This is a genomic window from Paenibacillus sp. FSL H7-0918, assembly GCF_038007025.1.
Classification (GTDB): domain Bacteria; phylum Bacillota; class Bacilli; order Paenibacillales; family Paenibacillaceae; genus Paenibacillus_AQ; species Paenibacillus_AQ odorifer.
In genome coordinates this window covers 112831-130003 of sequence record NZ_JBBOWJ010000003.1, presented here as the reverse complement: position 1 = coordinate 130003, position 17173 = coordinate 112831, and the positions used below count along the sequence as shown (strand labels likewise).

General features: G+C 40.7%; 19 protein-coding genes. 4 read left to right on the top strand and 15 right to left on the bottom strand.

From position 1 onward, the window contains the following. Window positions 1-100: 100 nt before the first annotated feature. Entirely contained in the window at window positions 101-1345 is a 1245-nt protein-coding gene (locus MHI15_RS20475) for an MDR family MFS transporter (RefSeq protein WP_076126732.1), read from the top strand. Window positions 1346-1508: 163 nt separating this feature from the next. Here the strand turns inward: MHI15_RS20475 and MHI15_RS20470 are convergent, their stop codons facing one another. Beyond that, window positions 1509-2465: a helix-turn-helix transcriptional regulator gene (locus tag MHI15_RS20470; protein ID WP_076190220.1), complete on the bottom strand. Its 957-nt coding sequence runs from the start codon at window positions 2463-2465 to the stop codon at window positions 1509-1511. A gap of 111 nt (window positions 2466-2576) precedes the next feature. Between MHI15_RS20470 and MHI15_RS20465 the strand changes: the two genes are divergently transcribed. Then, complete coding sequence (locus tag MHI15_RS20465) at window positions 2577-3512, top strand: Gfo/Idh/MocA family protein (RefSeq protein WP_076190219.1); 936 nt, start codon at window positions 2577-2579, stop codon at window positions 3510-3512. A 355-nt stretch (window positions 3513-3867) separates the two neighbouring features. Here the strand turns inward: MHI15_RS20465 and MHI15_RS20460 are convergent, their stop codons facing one another. The 4 genes from MHI15_RS20460 to MHI15_RS20445 form a co-directional block, all read right to left on the bottom strand. Further along, the gene (locus tag MHI15_RS20460; RefSeq protein ID WP_256715986.1) at window positions 3868-4338 is read right to left on the bottom strand and encodes a DUF3889 domain-containing protein; all 471 of its coding nucleotides are present in this window, start codon (window positions 4336-4338) and stop codon (window positions 3868-3870) included. A gap of 169 nt (window positions 4339-4507) precedes the next feature. Further along, window positions 4508-5134, bottom strand: a complete 627-nt coding sequence (locus MHI15_RS20455) for a type 1 glutamine amidotransferase family protein (protein WP_076126738.1) — start codon at window positions 5132-5134, stop codon at window positions 4508-4510. Window positions 5135-5241: 107 nt separating this feature from the next. Further along, on the bottom strand, window positions 5242-6204 hold the full coding sequence (locus MHI15_RS20450; RefSeq protein WP_076190218.1) for a helix-turn-helix transcriptional regulator: 963 nt from the start codon (window positions 6202-6204) through the stop codon (window positions 5242-5244). Between the two features lie 538 nt (window positions 6205-6742). Next, on the bottom strand, window positions 6743-7555 hold the full coding sequence (locus MHI15_RS20445) for a hypothetical protein (protein WP_076190217.1): 813 nt from the start codon (window positions 7553-7555) through the stop codon (window positions 6743-6745). 540 nt (window positions 7556-8095) lie between these two features. Here MHI15_RS20445 and MHI15_RS20440 point away from each other — a divergent pair. Then, window positions 8096-8680: a TetR/AcrR family transcriptional regulator gene (locus MHI15_RS20440; protein ID WP_076190216.1), complete on the top strand. Its 585-nt coding sequence runs from the start codon at window positions 8096-8098 to the stop codon at window positions 8678-8680. Between the two features lie 7 nt (window positions 8681-8687). After that, a complete protein-coding gene (gene map, locus MHI15_RS20435) occupies window positions 8688-9434 on the top strand; it encodes a type I methionyl aminopeptidase (protein ID WP_076184402.1) in 747 nt (248 codons plus the stop codon). 171 nt (window positions 9435-9605) lie between these two features. Here map and MHI15_RS20430 read toward each other — a convergent pair whose 3' ends face one another. The 10 genes from MHI15_RS20430 to MHI15_RS20385 form a co-directional block, all read right to left on the bottom strand. Then, window positions 9606-10352, bottom strand: a complete 747-nt coding sequence (locus MHI15_RS20430) for a class I SAM-dependent DNA methyltransferase (RefSeq protein ID WP_076190215.1) — start codon at window positions 10350-10352, stop codon at window positions 9606-9608. A gap of 172 nt (window positions 10353-10524) precedes the next feature. Further along, window positions 10525-11439: a phosphotransferase enzyme family protein gene (locus MHI15_RS20425; RefSeq protein WP_438357258.1), complete on the bottom strand. Its 915-nt coding sequence runs from the start codon at window positions 11437-11439 to the stop codon at window positions 10525-10527. A 99-nt stretch (window positions 11440-11538) separates the two neighbouring features. Beyond that, window positions 11539-12411: an AraC family transcriptional regulator gene (locus tag MHI15_RS20420; protein WP_076190214.1), complete on the bottom strand. Its 873-nt coding sequence runs from the start codon at window positions 12409-12411 to the stop codon at window positions 11539-11541. Between the two features lie 241 nt (window positions 12412-12652). Next, entirely contained in the window at window positions 12653-13132 is a 480-nt protein-coding gene (locus MHI15_RS20415; protein WP_076190213.1) for a flavodoxin domain-containing protein, read from the bottom strand. A gap of 31 nt (window positions 13133-13163) precedes the next feature. Further along, window positions 13164-14015, bottom strand: coding sequence for a hypothetical protein (locus MHI15_RS20410; protein WP_341164772.1), 852 nt, complete (start codon window positions 14013-14015; stop codon window positions 13164-13166). A 61-nt stretch (window positions 14016-14076) separates the two neighbouring features. Then, window positions 14077-14700: a TetR/AcrR family transcriptional regulator gene (locus MHI15_RS20405; RefSeq protein ID WP_076190212.1), complete on the bottom strand. Its 624-nt coding sequence runs from the start codon at window positions 14698-14700 to the stop codon at window positions 14077-14079. Between the two features lie 183 nt (window positions 14701-14883). Then, on the bottom strand, window positions 14884-14985 hold the full coding sequence (locus tag MHI15_RS20400; protein WP_197069683.1) for a sporulation protein YjcZ: 102 nt from the start codon (window positions 14983-14985) through the stop codon (window positions 14884-14886). A gap of 363 nt (window positions 14986-15348) precedes the next feature. Further along, window positions 15349-15858 (bottom strand): GNAT family N-acetyltransferase, encoded by a 510-nt coding sequence (locus MHI15_RS20395; protein ID WP_076190211.1) that lies wholly within the window; start codon window positions 15856-15858, stop codon window positions 15349-15351. Between the two features lie 120 nt (window positions 15859-15978). Further along, window positions 15979-16560, bottom strand: coding sequence for a site-specific integrase (locus MHI15_RS20390; RefSeq protein ID WP_341164993.1), 582 nt, complete (start codon window positions 16558-16560; stop codon window positions 15979-15981). Beyond that, window positions 16512-17093, bottom strand: a complete 582-nt coding sequence (locus MHI15_RS20385) for an Arm DNA-binding domain-containing protein (protein WP_341164771.1) — start codon at window positions 17091-17093, stop codon at window positions 16512-16514. Before MHI15_RS20385 ends, MHI15_RS20390 begins: the two co-directional genes overlap by 49 nt. Between the last annotated feature and the right edge of the window lie 80 nt (window positions 17094-17173).

Here is a 17173-nt window from a genome sequence, read left to right as displayed (position 1 = left end):
CACTTTTCCTTCCCCCTTTTATCATTATAATTATACATAAATCAACAAGGAATATGCAGCAACAATATTAGAGCAATAAGACTAGGAGATCGTAATCATTATGAATCAGCATCTAAGGCACATTCACCCACTAGCCTGGACAATTATCATCGGCACCATGTTCGGACGTCTGGTGACCTCGATGAGCATCCCGTTCTTATCCATCTATCTAACCCAAGTTCTCGGAGCTTCCCCGACACAAACAGGGATTACGGTCGCGGTTAGCTCGCTGGCAGGCGTATTGGCCAGTTTTTATGGCGGTTATATTTCTGATATTGTTGGTCGTAAAATCGTCATGTTAATCTCGGTATTTGGCTGGGCAGCCGTCTTCTTCGGATTCTCAGTGGCTCAACATCTATGGGTATTTTTCCTGGTGAACACCTTGAACGGCTTATGTCGATCTGTATTCGAGCCTACTTCACGGGCACTTTTGTCCGATATTACACCACCCGAGAGTAAGCTGCTTGTCTTTAATCTTAGATATGCAGCAATTAATCTTGGTGTAGTATTTGGTCCAATCATTGGGCTACAGCTTGGCTCTGCGGAATCAACTTTTCCTTTTCTAATCGCAGGAATCGTATATGTTGCATATGGAATTGTATTATTCATGCAATTTAAGGCACATCGTTCAAGCATGCCCGCCCGTACACAAGCTCAAGCACCACGTTTACTCGAAGCTTTGACAATCACCGGTAAAGACCGTGTGTTCCTACCTGTACTCCTGGGTACCATCTTTTGTGTATTAGGATACGGTCACTTCGGCTCAACAATGGCTCAATATTTAGCGATGAATACGCATTTCACCAATGGTGGGCAATTATTCTCCTATATGTTGTCACTGAATGCTATAACCGTGTTAGTAGTGCAGTATCCCATTGTACGAACGGCAAGTAAATTCCCGCCGATTGTCCCTTTAATCCTTGGGAATATCTGCGTTGCACTTAGTCTTCTCTTAGTGGGGCTTGCAGGTGGTGTGGCTCTATTAATGATCAGTGTAGTTCTGTTCACTATAGGGGAAGTCTTACTCTTTACGATGATGGATATGTTGATCGATCGGATTGCCAAACCTGAAATGAAAGGGACGTACTTTGGTACGATTGGCTTTAATAATTTAGGGAGTGTTATGGCACCTATCTTCGGCGGGGTGTTGTTAGACCATTATGGCGCTCAGAATGGCCTTGCGATCTTCGTACCGTTGGCTTTAACAACAGCTTTTGGTCTTCCTTTTCTTCTCGTAGCGCACAAAAGACTTGTTGCCAGAGAGAAATTAACACTTGGTGTTGAAACTAGAGCAATAAAAGGATAACTTATCCAATTAAATACGTCATTTACTGGATCATACTCATATTAGTTTACATAATCATTATTATGTTAACTAACTATATGAATTAATTCATTTATCAGAAAATCGGGACCGTATCTTTGCAGAATATGCAATAGCTACGGTCTCTTTTACATAGAAAAAACGGTTAATCATATATTCCCTGCAGAAAACTCAACTGGCCTTTCACATATTGCCTTAGCTCTAAGGGCTCAATGATTTCGGAATGTCCTATTATGCTCCAGATATTAGCACATGCACTTTCATAACCAAACATATTCACCTTTAAAATGAATGCATCCCCTTCTTCTCTCATTTCCATGACCTCTAGCTGAGATAAAGAAGACCTTGTTCTCTTATCGGCTCTAATCACAACAGGATAGACCTCTTCCTCTTTACAAGCTTGCTTAAAAACCTGTCCCTGCTGCTTCCAGTGCTCTTCTAATGAAAAATCCATAGGTATAGAGTACTCTTCTTCCACAAGCTGCGTAGAGGCAATTCGCTCACATTTAAATGTGCGGATGTGCTTAGCTTCTTCACAGTAGGCTATAAGATACCATTCCTCTTTTTTCACCACAAGACCATAGGGCTGTAATTTCCTGCATGATATTTCTCCGCTAACCTTTTGGTACGCAATCTGTAGTTTCTGAGATCGCCAAACGGCTGTCCGAATAGATTCCAGACAGGGAATTTCTATTCGTTCTGTCCACCAAGGTGTGTCATCGAAAAAAAAGCGTTTTTGCGCTTTCTGAATGTCAGGTTGGTAGGATGCGGGCAATGTTTTTTGTAATTTCAACAGCGTCGTCTTCAGCTTAAGACCCGATTCAGAATGGCCCCCAGAATAGATGCCCATACCTGTTAAATATAGATTGATTACATCTTCACCATGTAACTGCTTCAGGTTAACTGTGTATCCCTCCATTAAGGAGATGCCACCATTGGGCCCCGACATAGACAACAAAGGAATTCCAGCTTCAGCTAGCACATCAATATCTCTATAGATTGAACGTACAGAGGTCTCCAAGGCTTGAGCTAGTTCATTAGCCTTCATTTTCCCTCTCGATTCCACTAATAATAAAATAGCAATCAAACGATGCAAGCGCATGAGAACCTCCGAGCTTTTCTTTTTTATCTAGTATACTTCAAAATTCTTGCCATGATGTTGTCAACAATAACAGGTTATGATTAGTTCATTACAAAAAGGGAGCTGAAACATATGAAAATTGCCGTATTAGGAACAGGGTTCGGAGCTTATCATGCAGAATTATTGACGAAAAATGAGCGTGTAGACAAAGTTATTGTTTATGGTAGAAATAAAGCTAAGCTGCAAAATTTAAAACAAACGTTAGGCGTTGAGATTACCACAAATATAGAGGATATCATGCTTGATACCACGATTGATGTGATCGATATCTGTCTGCCCGTGACTTTACATAGGCAATATGCCGTTGAGGCGCTTAAGCATGGAAAACATGTATTCTGTGAAACCCCCGTATGCTTTACCATTGAAGATGCCTTTGCGATGAAGGAAGCAGAACAATTGTATGGCAGACGAATTCTCGTGAACCAATTTATTAAATTTGATCCTGCGTACAAATATTTATACGAAACCACTTCTAATGAGAAATATGGAAAGCTTTTAGCCTTCACCTTAAAAAGAGAAACGTCTCCTCTCTGGGGGGATCTCGGACTTCATTCTATCTCCACAAATCTGATGATTCACGAACTTGATTTTGTAACGTGGCTGCTTGGATCGTTAGCAGAATACTTTGTGTGGGGAACCGATGGTGGACGAAGTGAACAAGCTTTAGTGCGTACCCATTTTCAGAAAACGAATGTCTCCGCAGAGATCGTTGTATCCTCACAAATGCCAGCTGGTTATCCTTTTTCCGTAGGGTATGAGGCTTATTTTGAACAAGGAAAGCTAGTCTATCAAGAAAGTGACGACATGAATGGCACGGTTGAAGGATCATTAATTGAATATACCTCAGCAGGTAAACAGCAACTTTTGTTAGAACAAGCTAATCCTTTTGAAAAGAGTATTACGCATGCTCTCCAATGCTTAGAGGAGGGTTCTACATCAATAATCGAGTTAGACTATGCCTTACAAGCTATGGAATTAGCAATAAAAATAGAAAAAAAGCTTGTTTAAACATAAGGGTTGGTGTATATATCCTTTTTCATGGTTTTTGTTTGTATGGGTGTAGAATTTGTAGAATTAGTGGATAGTAGCTAGGGAGAGGAATAGGTTTTGAGTTTTCTATTGTGAATTTTTCATATGTTGAAATTGTAGAATAAAGTAGTAAATTCAGTTCTTTTTGGTACGCTATGCTTAGTTTTTGTTCATAAAAAGCTGTTATTTCACAGCATTTTGGAGGGATTTCATCCTTGGGATTAAGATAGTTCAATTAGAGGATAAGTTAGCTGAACAGGCTGCCTATGATCTCGGCAGCCTGTTGTCATTGTGCTATCGTGCCCCATTAGCGTAATCGCGAGATTTATTAAATCTAACGATTAGTTTCGGAAAACTGAATCGATTGGATTGTATCAGTTAGCGGGTCAAATTGGATCGATACAAAAACTCCAAACTCGTTACCTGCTTTGCTTCTAATCCATAGTTTGAATTTCTCTTCAGACTTTTTAGGTGTTAGTTCAGTACGACCAATGTGCTTATAATCAATTATGACTGCATTGTATCGTTTTTGTGTTTCCTCTACTGCAATTTTGCCCCATTTTGCGTATTCAGGCGCAGCCTCTACTGTAACAGTGGAAAAAATAAGTATCGCCAAAAATGATATCAGTATTTTTTTCATAATAACCGCCCATCTGGAGAAGTTTTCAGTAATATCTCCCACTTTATCCAAATGTATTCTTAGACAACTTAACGCCAGCGTGCAGTCTACAACTTTATTTTTCAATTTATCAAGATCTAGATTTAGGAAAGTCAGATATAATAAAGGGTTCCACATATTAGTCATGACTAATATGTGGAACCCTTTATGCTTAACTATCGTACTCCGTTAGGATTTCTGTGGAACGAATATTTTAAATCGCATTGTTACTCATACGGCATCTTGTCCTTACCCATATATAACACACTGTTATATATGGGGTAATAGATGTAAAGTCGTTGGGTGTTCATATCTTTTATTGTATTGAATTCATCAACTCATAGTAATATTTAGAATCACTAGTCTTATAAAGGCTATACCAAGCGTCTAATGTTTTTGGAGAAAACACATCCAAAGCTTTCAAGATGTGTGCAGAAAATTCCAACGGAGCTATTCCAGATGCGGTGATCAGTTTTCCATCAGTTACAGCAGACTCCATTTTGTAATACTTTTCTCCTGTATAAGTGGGACAGATCATTTTAAGGTATTCCAGATCATTGCTTGTATGCCCACGTGAATTCAGCAATCCTGTCTGGGCAAGTCCCATTGTAGCACCACAAATCGCTGCAACCCATATACCTTCCCTTAAACACCTTTCAGCGATTTTTAAGAGGGGGTGGTGAATGGTTTCTGTCCATGTATCTCCACCGGGTAAAATCAATAGATCGGATCTTTCAATACTGCAATCATCCAATTTGATGTCAGGTAATATTTTTAATCCGCCCATTGTAGTTACTGGAGTCTTATCAATTCCCACGGTAACTATTTTTGATGGGGCCAGCCCCTTTTTATAATATCTTCCCGAGTTCAGTTCGGCAGTTAAGTAACCTATTTCCCAGTCTGCCATTGTGTCAAACACATAAAGATATACCGTATTATTCATTTGCAAGTTCTCCCTATTTTACAATTCATCAAGTGATACCAACCAGGTAATCAATGATTATCATCATTATAAAATGACTTCACTGACATCCGCTGTCAGTGAAGTTTTTAAAGTTGATAATATTCCATTAACTCCGACACAACACCAACAAGTTTTTCCTTCAAACTCTGTGGTTCGATTACTTGAATGGATTTCCCGTAGGATAAGAGAAAATTAGGAACATAGGTATGAATTGATTTTTCCTCAAGTAAAAAGATTGCTTGATTTGATGTACGCTCTTTCAGATGATGCCCCAAAAACCAATGCAGGCATAAGTCATCCAACGCCTCTGACCTACCTTCGATAATTAAAGCAATTAACCCGTCCTTGCCGACTAAATCAGGTAATAGATTTCGCAAAAAAAATTCCCGAGCCAAAAAAGCTTCGGAACGTTTAAATATGTTTTGAGTCCGCTTGATTTGTAAAATCCGTTCTACCCGAAAGCTGCGGATCTCATTTCTCAGGTGGCAAAATGCAACAATATACCATTTATTGTTCCAGTACACCATTCCATAGGGATCTATCACCCTAGTCTTGGGTTGATCATCACGGCGTGTGTGATAATCAATTTCTACAGAGAATTCGTTTGCTACAGCTTGCTCCAATTCCGCCAATACTGGCTGAATAGAAGGGTCTCCCCTACGGTTTATAACTTCAAATCCGGCTAAATGATGGCTGAGAACACTTTCCTGTTCCTGATTCGAATACATTTTCAATTTGGATGTCGCATTACCTAAAGCCTCACTCAAAGGGTATCCCGCTTCTTTTGCAAAAACAGCAGCATGAAGAAGTGCTTTTTTTTCTTCAATATCAAATAGCAGAGGTGCTCTGATAAAATTATTCAGTAAGCTATACCCGCCATTATGACCAGTGTCCGATATTATAGGCACTCCACTGGCACTTAGCGCATCAATATACCGATAGACTGTCCTTATATTTATTTCTAACTTTTCGGATATTTGTTTTGCGGTCATTTTAACACCCGAATTCAGCATCCATAGGATTGCCAGCATATTATCGTTTTTTGGCATTACATATACCTCATCTTTTATTAGGATCGCACTAAATTATTTGCTTTGCGAATCGCCTGCATCCCTTTATTCATCAATCTTTCAGCCTTTCAATCCTCACTTAGCAATCTATAAACAACAATCTGCAATTTTTAACATTGCTGCTCTTAGCTCAACCCAACAATCTACTTTACCACAACTTGTGATACAGTTCACCGCGCTGTTTGTAACGGTAAGTTTTTGGGCCATCCTTTGCAGAATGCTCTTTCTTTGATCCGCTAGGTTCCAATTGCCCTAACCGCCGTTCAGGGGACTAAAGAATATACACAGCATATACATCACCTGGAAGAATGGATATTTCCAGTTTCAATAAACTTGAGTGATGCGTATAGCCTTTACCAAGTAGACAGTTAATAACGCCTTTACACAAAAACAAACTTACCATGCGTCTGCTCATGAGCAGTAACGCACGGTAAGTTCCATCAATAATAACTCTTTATTTGGTAATATGTTGTATTTTTATGAAAATATCTTCCTTCTTCATTTATTTATGCCGTCATCAGTATTTAAGCTCACTATTCTTCCACATGGTATTCCCTTCCTTGTCGAAGCCTGTCATCTCGGTAGCGCTCATCAATTCGCCTGTTTTGACATCAAAGAAAGCGCTCATTCTCAAACTATCATTCTCACGATTAGGAGAATTCGGTGAGATACCCATAACTCTTAGCAGCAGACGTGTTTTGGAGGAGTTAGGATCAGTATTATACCCGCTGATAGTAAAATGATACCCCTTGATCCAGTCATCTGCTATAGCAGGATTTCCTGGTTTCATCCCCAGTCTCTCAACAGCTTGTTTAACTGCATCGGAAGAATCAATTTGAATATCAGATATCGCATACTGTCCTTTTACAAGTAAATTCTTATCGTGCTTTTTCACATCAGTCTTAATGGCCATTCCATTATCGATCTTGATATAAATAAAAACATTCCCTTTCTTGCTGCCAAATTCGAGATTCCAAGCATCTCTTGTTCCATCCGAACCATCGGTTCGTTCCTGGGAAACAGAAGTGTCATCCGTGCTTGTTATGTTAATAAGTAATGGCTCTTCTTCCGTCAGCTTCTTCGCCTCTGAGTACCCAAGGCGCAGTGCCTCCATCGCGGTTACGCTCTTCTTTTCATTGGTTCCCTTATTCGTTATTGTGCCAGCTGGTTTCTCTGTCTCGTTAATCATCTCACGGGTTGTTGTGGCGGCCTGTTCCTCTGATTTGTTAGAAGAGCCGTCGAAAAGAACATTTTTCATACTGAAGAATAGAACGACCATCATCACAATCAATGTAATTGAGGCTATGCTAACATATTTTCTCTTACGCAAGGCTACTTCTCCTTAGTTAATGAGTATAAGAAACTTTGGTTACGCCATAATTAACTGCTGAAGTAGTTTCCGTACTGTCCACACAATGACGATTAAATTTTCCAATTTTTAACACACCAAAATCATACAATAATGTTTCCTTAAATGCAATTCTTGTCGCATATTTTAAAATAACGGCTATTATTTACATTAACTCGAAACGAAATTGATCCTAGCTCACTGGTTTCAAAGGTTAAACTTGCCCCTATTTATGATACGGTTCACCGAGTCTGATCTTAAACTAAGCTGCCCGTAAGTGAATAAGTTAACATTCATTCCCTCGAATCCTTTGATAGACATCCGCATAGGAAAACTTAAGTTGTTCTCGCAACTTTTTATTTTCTTCTTCGAGCTTCTTCTTCTTTCGTTTTAAGGACGCAACGATGGTGTCCTTGTTGTTTTCATCGAACGCCAACAGATAATTGCATTTCTCCGCCTCATACGTTACACTCTTTATATTGACAAATTTGCAGGTCTATAAAAAAGGAGGTTAACGCGCCCATGTGCCCCCGTACCAAAGAACAAAATGAGCTCATACGCATGCAGCGCAGGGAACAAATCCTGGACTTCGCCGCGCGCACCTACTTCCGTACGGGCGGAAGCTTTGATATTCGCGACGTCGCCCGCGAGGCTGGTCTCGGTTATGGCACGGTATACCATTATTACCCCAACCGGCATTTACTAATAGAAGATGTGCTGAGCAGCGGCTTCGAGCGATGTGAGCAAACCCTGACTCAATGGGCGAACATCAGCCGGGACACCCCTGACGACAGGCAGTTGTTAACGTATTGCAAGACGTTACTCCGGTTGTGGCAGTCTGATGCCCGCGCATATCTCGTCTACAAAATGGCAGCGGAACATTTTACAGGCTTGCCAGAGAAGGATCGGCATCCTGCCAAAAGACGATTCACGGAAAGACTGTATGTTCCACTCCAATCGATCATCCAGCGCGAAGACGACAGCGTCGACCTTATGCTTGCCGTGTTGGTCAGCTGCTGCGGTCTGCACTACTATGCGAACACTTCCGAGCTGGACGTCGATCGAATCGCCCAACTCGCGATGCAAGCCATTACAAAGGAGTCCTAATACAAACATGGTTATCTTAAAAAGCAAGTATGAAATCGAAGCCATCCGCAAGGCATGCCAGGTTGTGGCCGAATGCCATCGCACAATTGCCCCGCTCATCAAACCGGGCATCACAACGAACGAGATTGAGCGCATATTCGAAGATATTATTTTGAAGCACGGCGCCAAACCCTATACGAAGGGCTACAATGGCTATCAATATGCGACCTGTGCCTCCGTCAACGACGTAATTGCACATGGCTTCCCTACAAATAAGCCACTTGAGGAAGGCGATATCGTGACGATCGACACGGTAGCGGAGCTCGACGGCTGGCTCGGCGATTCAGCCTGGAGCTATGCGGTCGGGAAGATCTCACCGACGGCTGAGAAGCTGATGCGCATCACGAAGGAGTGCCTTGACCTCGGCATCGCGCAGGCACAGCCCGGCAATCGGCTCGGAGACGTGACGAGCGCAATCCAGCGGCATGCCGAATCGAACAACTTCGGTGTCGTGCGCGACCTTCTCGCTCATGGCATCGGTCGTGACCTTCACGAGGAGCCGACCTATATGCATGTCGGCAAGCCCGGCAAAGGCCCCCGCATCAAGGAAGGCATGGTATTCACGATCGAGCCCATGATCACTGAAGGCACCTACAACATGACAATTGATCAGGACGGCTGGACCGCCCGGACGCTGGACCGCAAGCTCGCCGCCCAATACGAGCATACGATCGCCATCACCGCTGAAGGACCACAAATCCTGACCGCGCAATAGAACAATTAGAAGCCGACCAACGAGAGGGTCGACTTCTTTTTTATTTACTGAGCAGAAAACGAATGGCCCGCGGACCGATTGAATTCTTAATGCGAAAAGGATGCTAAACTTAGAAACAACAAAATCCCCCTCAATCTGAGGGGGGGTCTATCGCAATGCATTACGTTTCTCCTAACATTTCCTACAAACACTAATGATAGATGAAGATGACAGAGAAAACGGCGTTTTATCCCAGTCAGCATATTGATGTTCGACGCAAAAGCCGTGACGAGTTAATAAAGAATGTAGCGTATTCGGATCCGTGAACCGACAAGCAATTCGGGAGGTCGTTCGCTTATACCCCCAATCACGCATCGTGACCCAATGCATGATATGCTGGCCAGCATCGTAACATTGGGTGCCTGATACCTTGACGTTATTTCCATCCTTATCAATAAATGATCCCCATTCTGTCTCCTCTTGATCGGATAAATCCGTTCCCTCCGGATTTCGGGTCTCAAATGCAAAGATTCCATGAGGTTGTAAATGTTTGTGAACGGTCGTGAGCAAATCGCTTTGATCTTGATCACTTAAAAATGCCTGAAAAGCATTACCAGTCAAATAAATCATCGAAAATCGCTTGTCCGATTCGAAGGTACGGGCATCACCTTCCATAAAAGTAACAGTCAGCCCTTTCGCCTTCAACCGCGCATACGCAATCATCGCTGAAGAGATATCTACACCGGTCATTGTTATACCGGCTTTCGAGAGGGGGATCGTTGTTAAGCCTGTACCACAAGCAAGTTCTAACACTTCCCCAGGACTCGATCTGGCAAGCTCAAGATAGAACTGATATTTGTCCATTTCACCGTTAAATTCAAGATCGTAATTTACCGGATCTTGAAATTCTTCAAGATTGCTATGTTCAATCAACACCATTCCCCCTTTCATTCCTTGTTAGAATATAATCGAAATAAATGCTAATCGACAGCCATCGCGCTTAACAGTATTATTTTACTATTTTTTTGATAACACGTTTGGTGATAAACGGTTATAATCAATTTTCATCAAACATACCAGTCCTAGTTAGTTCAACCCTGAACGTTCCATTTCATATTTTATAAAATATACTTTCACCATTGAGGAAGGGGCGACAATACTCAGCGCATAATTTGGGCATTCTTTCACGCATCCAGTCATGAACATGTACATTCTCTATCTGGAAGACGTAATACCCAATAATAGCGACCAACATTAAACCTTCCAACTGCTGTAGATCTTTCGCTGTATTTTCACACTCTCTGTAATAACCCTTTAGGAAAGTATCTCTTCGATCGGTTGGTAGCATCATAGCTCCCATGGCTACATCAAGTAAAGCATAACCTTTTCCGAAAAAGCCAAAATCGATAAAACGCACCTTTCCTTCGGTTGTGATGATGATATTACCCATACACAAATCCCCATGAATAAGGTCCGGGCCAGCCTCTCCGCCATGGTCATCTAACCGGGAGTTGATCAATTGCAGCGTTTGTTCAATGACATTAGCATCAGAAGGCGTAAATAAATTGTTTTTCACACCCGAATGAATCACACGGATCATCCGTTCATTATAAGCTTTGCCTTGACTCGGGCGAATCTCCATACCTGAATGTTCGTACTGCCGAAAAAAAGTATGCAGTTCTGCTATTTGAGATCCCAGTTCTTTTACCAGTTCAAGATTGTTAACATCATTCATATTCATGTCTCTTCCATCCAACCAGGTGAGGACGGAGCAGTTTAGCAGTTCACCTTCGTATTCACTGATCGTAATAAGTTCACCCTCATTGTTTCTTACGGGAGTCTGTATTTCGTTGGTGCTCCAGCTTCCCAGCTTCTCAAGCATTTGCAATTCTCCAAGAATGCCGCTGTATGTATGTTGCAGACCTTTCATGTCCTCTATAAAAGGTTCATGAATGCGGAGTAAATATGATTTTCCCGTTCTGTCATTAACACGATAGGTTGTACTTCTACAACATTTTCGAAATATCCTGCCTATAGCTTGACGAAGCTGCCGGAATGTTTTTCGCGGCAGCCTCGTTGTGAAAGGATATTCAGCGCTCAGTTTCAATAGTCCAACCAAACTCTTTTATTTCTTAGTGATAGGCACCCATATTTCACTTTTAAAATTTGGCGATGTGATATCTTTGTGCTCATTCCATAGAATTTCAGGCCCTTTAATTAGCTCATATCCCGATGACAGAGCCCATTCCGAATATATTCGCCCCCAGATCTCTTGTAGCGCACTCGGAAAAGAGCCGACGACTGTGAATACAGCCCACATAGAGGCCTCCACTTCCAGCTGATCCAAGCCATTCCATGCGTCTTTCGTAGTGGCAACGCCAATATAATGATCGAACTCTCCTTTTTCCTCCATACGTCCTTCAGAGAAATTTGTAGAGGCGCTTATAAATCCTGAGGGCTCAACATCAGAAAATCTCTTCATCTCATCAATCATTTCCGGCGTCAACCCTTCATACATCGATGCAATCTCCGGATTAACCCCTTGGAAAATGATTGGAACCCGTTTTTTTATACCCACGATGCGAAAAGATTCTTTTTTTTCAATACGATAATTCATTTCATTTCCTCCTTTGATAGTCAGCTGAAACGACATCCGAGGGAACGCCTTAAGGGAATGTCCATGGACCCGAGCTTCCGAAGGACTAACCCCATGTATGCTATGGAAAGCCCTAGAAAAGGAATCCGGCGAATTATAACCATACTTCAGAGCAGCATCGATAATTTTGATATTACTTTGTGAAAGCTCGAGTGCTGCCAAAGTTAGACGTCGACGCCGGATGTATTCCGACAGAGTAATGCCTGCTAGGAAGGAGAACATACGAGTAAAATGATATTCCGAACAGCAGGCTATTTTCACAACCTCCTGATAATCAATGGGATTTGTTAGGTTCTCCTCAATATAGCTTATTGCTTTGTTCAGTTGTACCAGCGTATCCATGACGTTGCCTCCCCTCGTTAATTATAAGGTTATCAGAGATGGTTTTTATCTTCCCGACTTTATCTGCACGATTCTGTAGGGTTTTTTCATGTTTCGATGAACAGAGACTCAATACGAGGAAGTTACTCTCTTCTCACAAGAAGGACTACTTTTTTTGATTGTCAAAATTATAGTTAACATAATAATAATTATGTTAACTATAATCCGAAGTGCGTTCAGAAGCTCGATCGTCCACTCACTTTCACAACCTTTTCATAGCAAGAGCAAAACGCTCGATCGTCTCTTTTGACAACCCATTTACGTTCTTATTTTTTCCTTTTACCATCCGCAGTACAAACCGGTCTAGCAAAGTTAGCTTCTCTTCATAGATTTCATCTCCAAAAACTTCTTTCGTCACCGATTGGTCATATAACACTTCTGGAAACGCAGATTTCAATTCTTGTGAGGCCTGTTCACCTGTTGCTCCTGCACAAACAAACAATCCTACTCGTTTTTTCCCTAGTTCATTTTGATATTTTGTTGTAAAATCAGTCATTTGTTTTTGGATTTTTCCATAATAAATAGATCCTCCCAAGATGACCGTATCATATCGTTCTAGTGTCAGCTCTTTAACATGCATCAAATTAACTACTTCGGTTTCTTCGCACAGTTGAGATTTTAATAAATAAGCCGCTTTTTCCGCACACCCATATTTCGAGGTATACATAATTATTGTCTTCATTCTAATCACTCCCTGCCGCGCTGGTCACTTATTATCTTAAGGGTTCACGTACATGCTTTAACAAAATAACCATACAAGCAGCAATAGCTACAGTCATCGTCGGAAAAATTACACACTCGGCTATAGACACAGCCACACCGCTATAGATCATTGCCACCAGCATTGCCGTAATTGCTAGCAGTAATGTAACTCCTTTAAAAACAACGACAGTTGCCAGTAGGTACCCAAAAGGTTGTCTACGAATGACCATAATCCCCGTTACAATTGCTAATGGGACTAAGATCGCAAGATCCAAAACTTGAATTACCAATGTACTATAGTGCTCTAGCCCTTGTGGCGGTGTTCCCCCCAGTAGTGAATTCAGTATTTTCCCTAACCAGAGCAATAAAATGATAAAAGCAATAACCATTAGGGAAAAGCCGATTCCTTTAGAAGGTAAACTGTTTTTAAAGTAAGTATGTATGGATTCTTTATCAAAGGAAAATAAGGCTAGGATGAATGCGAAAAAACTTAAGGAAAACAACAGCACATAAACTAAAAACAATGAATTGTACATCGTCAGAAAGCTGTAGGATGCGTAAGTATATAAAAAGTACCCCAGAGTGCCCGTAAGGAGCATCCTCCCCTTTATCGAGCCTTTAATTGTCATGATGAGCGAGTTGAGCAGTAAAGGTATGGCAAGAAATAATGTAACTCCATCCTGTGCTTTAGCTTGTGCCGCCGCAGAGACAGAATCATGGCTGTACACTCCTGACCCCTGAAGCTTTACATCCTCGCCCCATATTGACGTGAAAGTATATTTTGTTCTATCACTTATCCCATCTGAAAACAACCCAACCGCTGTTGCAAACACTGCAATAACCGAAATCATCACCGACAGCACTACGACTTTCCTTATATGTTTTATAACAACCGCCCCATCCCTTCATAAAAATATTTAGATTTCACCTGGAAGCAATAGCAACCATTGAATCCAAATGACATGAAATCAGAGCTTCGACCTGATCATCAGGCAGATCCTTTTCGACAAGCAAACGCATAATTAAACCGAATGCTGCACTCCATATCACCTGAGCTGTGAGTTCTACGAAAGCTTTTCCACGGTTTTTTTGTGCTTCAAATCTGAGCAGACCCTGGCAGAGCATCCCAATCGCTTTACGCTCCTGTGCAGCTCCTCTAAATAGAACAGCCGTGTAACTAAGAACAGCCGGTGCATCGTTTAGCATGACATTCCGGTATTCTACACCCATAGAAAGAGACATCCTGATGAACTTCTCCAATGATCGTTTTAAAAGTGTATCTGGAGGTAATTCCTGCTGTACCTCTTGTTGCACAGACTGAAGCTCAGAAAGCATATCCGTATATTTTTGTTGCAAATAGTTCTCGATAATCTCTTCTTTGCCTTTAAAATAATGATAAATAATTCCTGGTGAATATTCGATTTTCTCAGCGATTTTTCGGATAGACAGCTTCTCTATTCCCTCTTCGGCAATCAATAAAGCTGCATTTTGCAGGATCAGATTTCTCATTTCTTCACGCTCACGTACTTTTCGTTGTTCTTTAGTCATAAATTCGTCTCCTTGTGGATTGAACACCGTTTAATATTTGAACATTGTTTAATATATATTTTGAATTATTTTATGTCAATCTCCTTAGTCACATGTATTCTCCTCCCCCAATGTACATATCGGACATAAAAAATCCGCCAGTCATTTAGACTGACGGAACCTTTAATTTGTGAAGTTAAAGGATTACAGACAGAGGGTTTTAGTAATGATAACCAACAGGATAAACAGAACCAGAATAGCTCCTGTGGAAGTGAAACCACCGTATCCTCCTGCAAATTCGCCCATTGTTGACTCCTCCTTTGTAATTGAGTACATCATAAGATATGCAATATTGCCCTCACTGACTGGGTATTTTGAACACAAAAAATAAACCAACGACCTTTTTTATGGTGAATGGTTTAATAGGTTGACATAATAAATGTTATGTTAACTACAATAGAGAGCATAAGATGCTCCCTACATCACAATTCGTATATGTTCTTAATAGCTAGCCAGTTTTATAAAAAATCACAATTTCCTGACCTTCCGTCTTGACGCTCTCTTTGTCATTCTCTACTGTCTAGCGCTCACTCGCTTAGCCCCTTTTTCAATCCCTTTGCCGTTAGTAGCAAGCTCCATAGCTAAAAGAAACCAGCAATATAACGGTTTTTATTTCTTAATCCTATTAATAGTTAATGTGTTGAAGTATTGGCTGGGGTTGCCTTGCTGTGGATTAAAGCGCTCTTGAAACTCTCCATGGGTATAGTCCCCGATCACTTTATGCCAGAAATCACGAGCAGGTGTATTCGCACGGACTTGTGAAACCTTCCATTCCCCAGAGTACATATCAAAGAGCTTATGCGCAGCCCATGTACCTACACCACTTCGGCGGTATTTTTGCATCACAAAAAACTCAGTCATATAAAACTGGCCTTCAGGATTACGCAATAACCTGTCCACCAAAGCAAAACCAGCAATATGCCCGTCCACCTTAAACAAATATGCGAATTTATTATTTCCGCTACTCCAATAAGCTTCTAGTCCCGGATAGGCCGGAAATACCCCGTCTTGATTGACATCAAATTCTAAATAACTGGTGAAATCATATAGGTAGAACTGCATTAATCTGCTTATAGTATGCTTACGTTCTTTGGGAACCAGCTCAATTTCAAGTTTCATTATGTGCACCTCTGACATTTATGTTTACTTCACATCATGTTTCAACCAAAAATCCCTTTAGTACCAAGGGTTTTCTCTTCTCCATCAGGTCAAAATCACAAATAGGTCACATTTTTTTTACTAAAGACTCATTACCCTGTCTAACGTGTCTGCAACTTCTTGCTGCATAGATGGGATCACATGACTGTAAGTATCCAACGTTATGCCGACTTTAGAATGTCCCATTCGTTCTGAAAGGATCTTCACATTAATGTTTTCCTTTATCAGAATCGTAGCATGGGTATGACGTAAGCTATGGAACGGGATGTGTGGCATATTGGCTTTTATCAAATCTTTTTTATATGCTGTAGTAAGAGCGTCTGGAAAGATATTCTTCCCATTTTTATAATTAAAAATAATCAAATCCATATCAATGAATCTTGATCCTAGCCGCAACTTAAATTCTAAATACTTTTTTCGCTGTTCCTTTAGGATCTCAATAAGTGCGTTTGGTATAGATACTCTACGGACACCAGACGATGTTTTTGCGCCTTGTTTAATGGTCTTTCCGAAGTTAACCAATGTCTGATTGACTGCAAGCTCTTTTTTCTCAAAGTCGATATCCTGCCATCTTAGTGCACATATTTCACCTTTTCTAAGTCCGCAATATAGAGCTAGTGCATAAGCACAATAAAATCTATAATCTTTGCTACTTTTAAAAATTCCATAGTTTGTTCAAGAGTCCATATTTTCATTTCGAGTTTCACATACTTGGGAAGTGTTACTTTTCGCATTGGATTGTCTTTGATAATTTTATACATTATGGCTTTGTCTAGTGCCTTCTTTACAACTGTTACGACTCTATCAATTGAATTTCTTGCATAACCCTCTTCATGCATACCTGTAACGAATTTTTGACATTGCATTGGGGTAAGTTTCTGAAGTCTTATGTTACCGAGTTTAGGTTTAATATGATTTTTAAAAGCCAAATAATTATGATAATAAGTTGTCTCATTAACCTGTAGAATTCTATCAGTCTTGAACCAATCCTCAAAGAAATTAGCAACAGTTAATGTGTTTGGAGAAGAGTATTGTCCAGCGTTGACCTCGTTTTTGAGTTCAAGCATTTTTTCATCAGCTTCACTCTTAGACTTAAACCCCTTTCTTCTTATTTGTTTTCTTTCACCAGTTTCATCCTGATAATCAAATATAAATCTCCAAGTCTTGGTTTTTTCATCGTATTTAGGAACTGCCATTTCAACACTCTCCCACTCTAATAGAATAGGAGTCAAAGCATGTGACTATCTTATATTATATCACATGATTTTGACTCCTA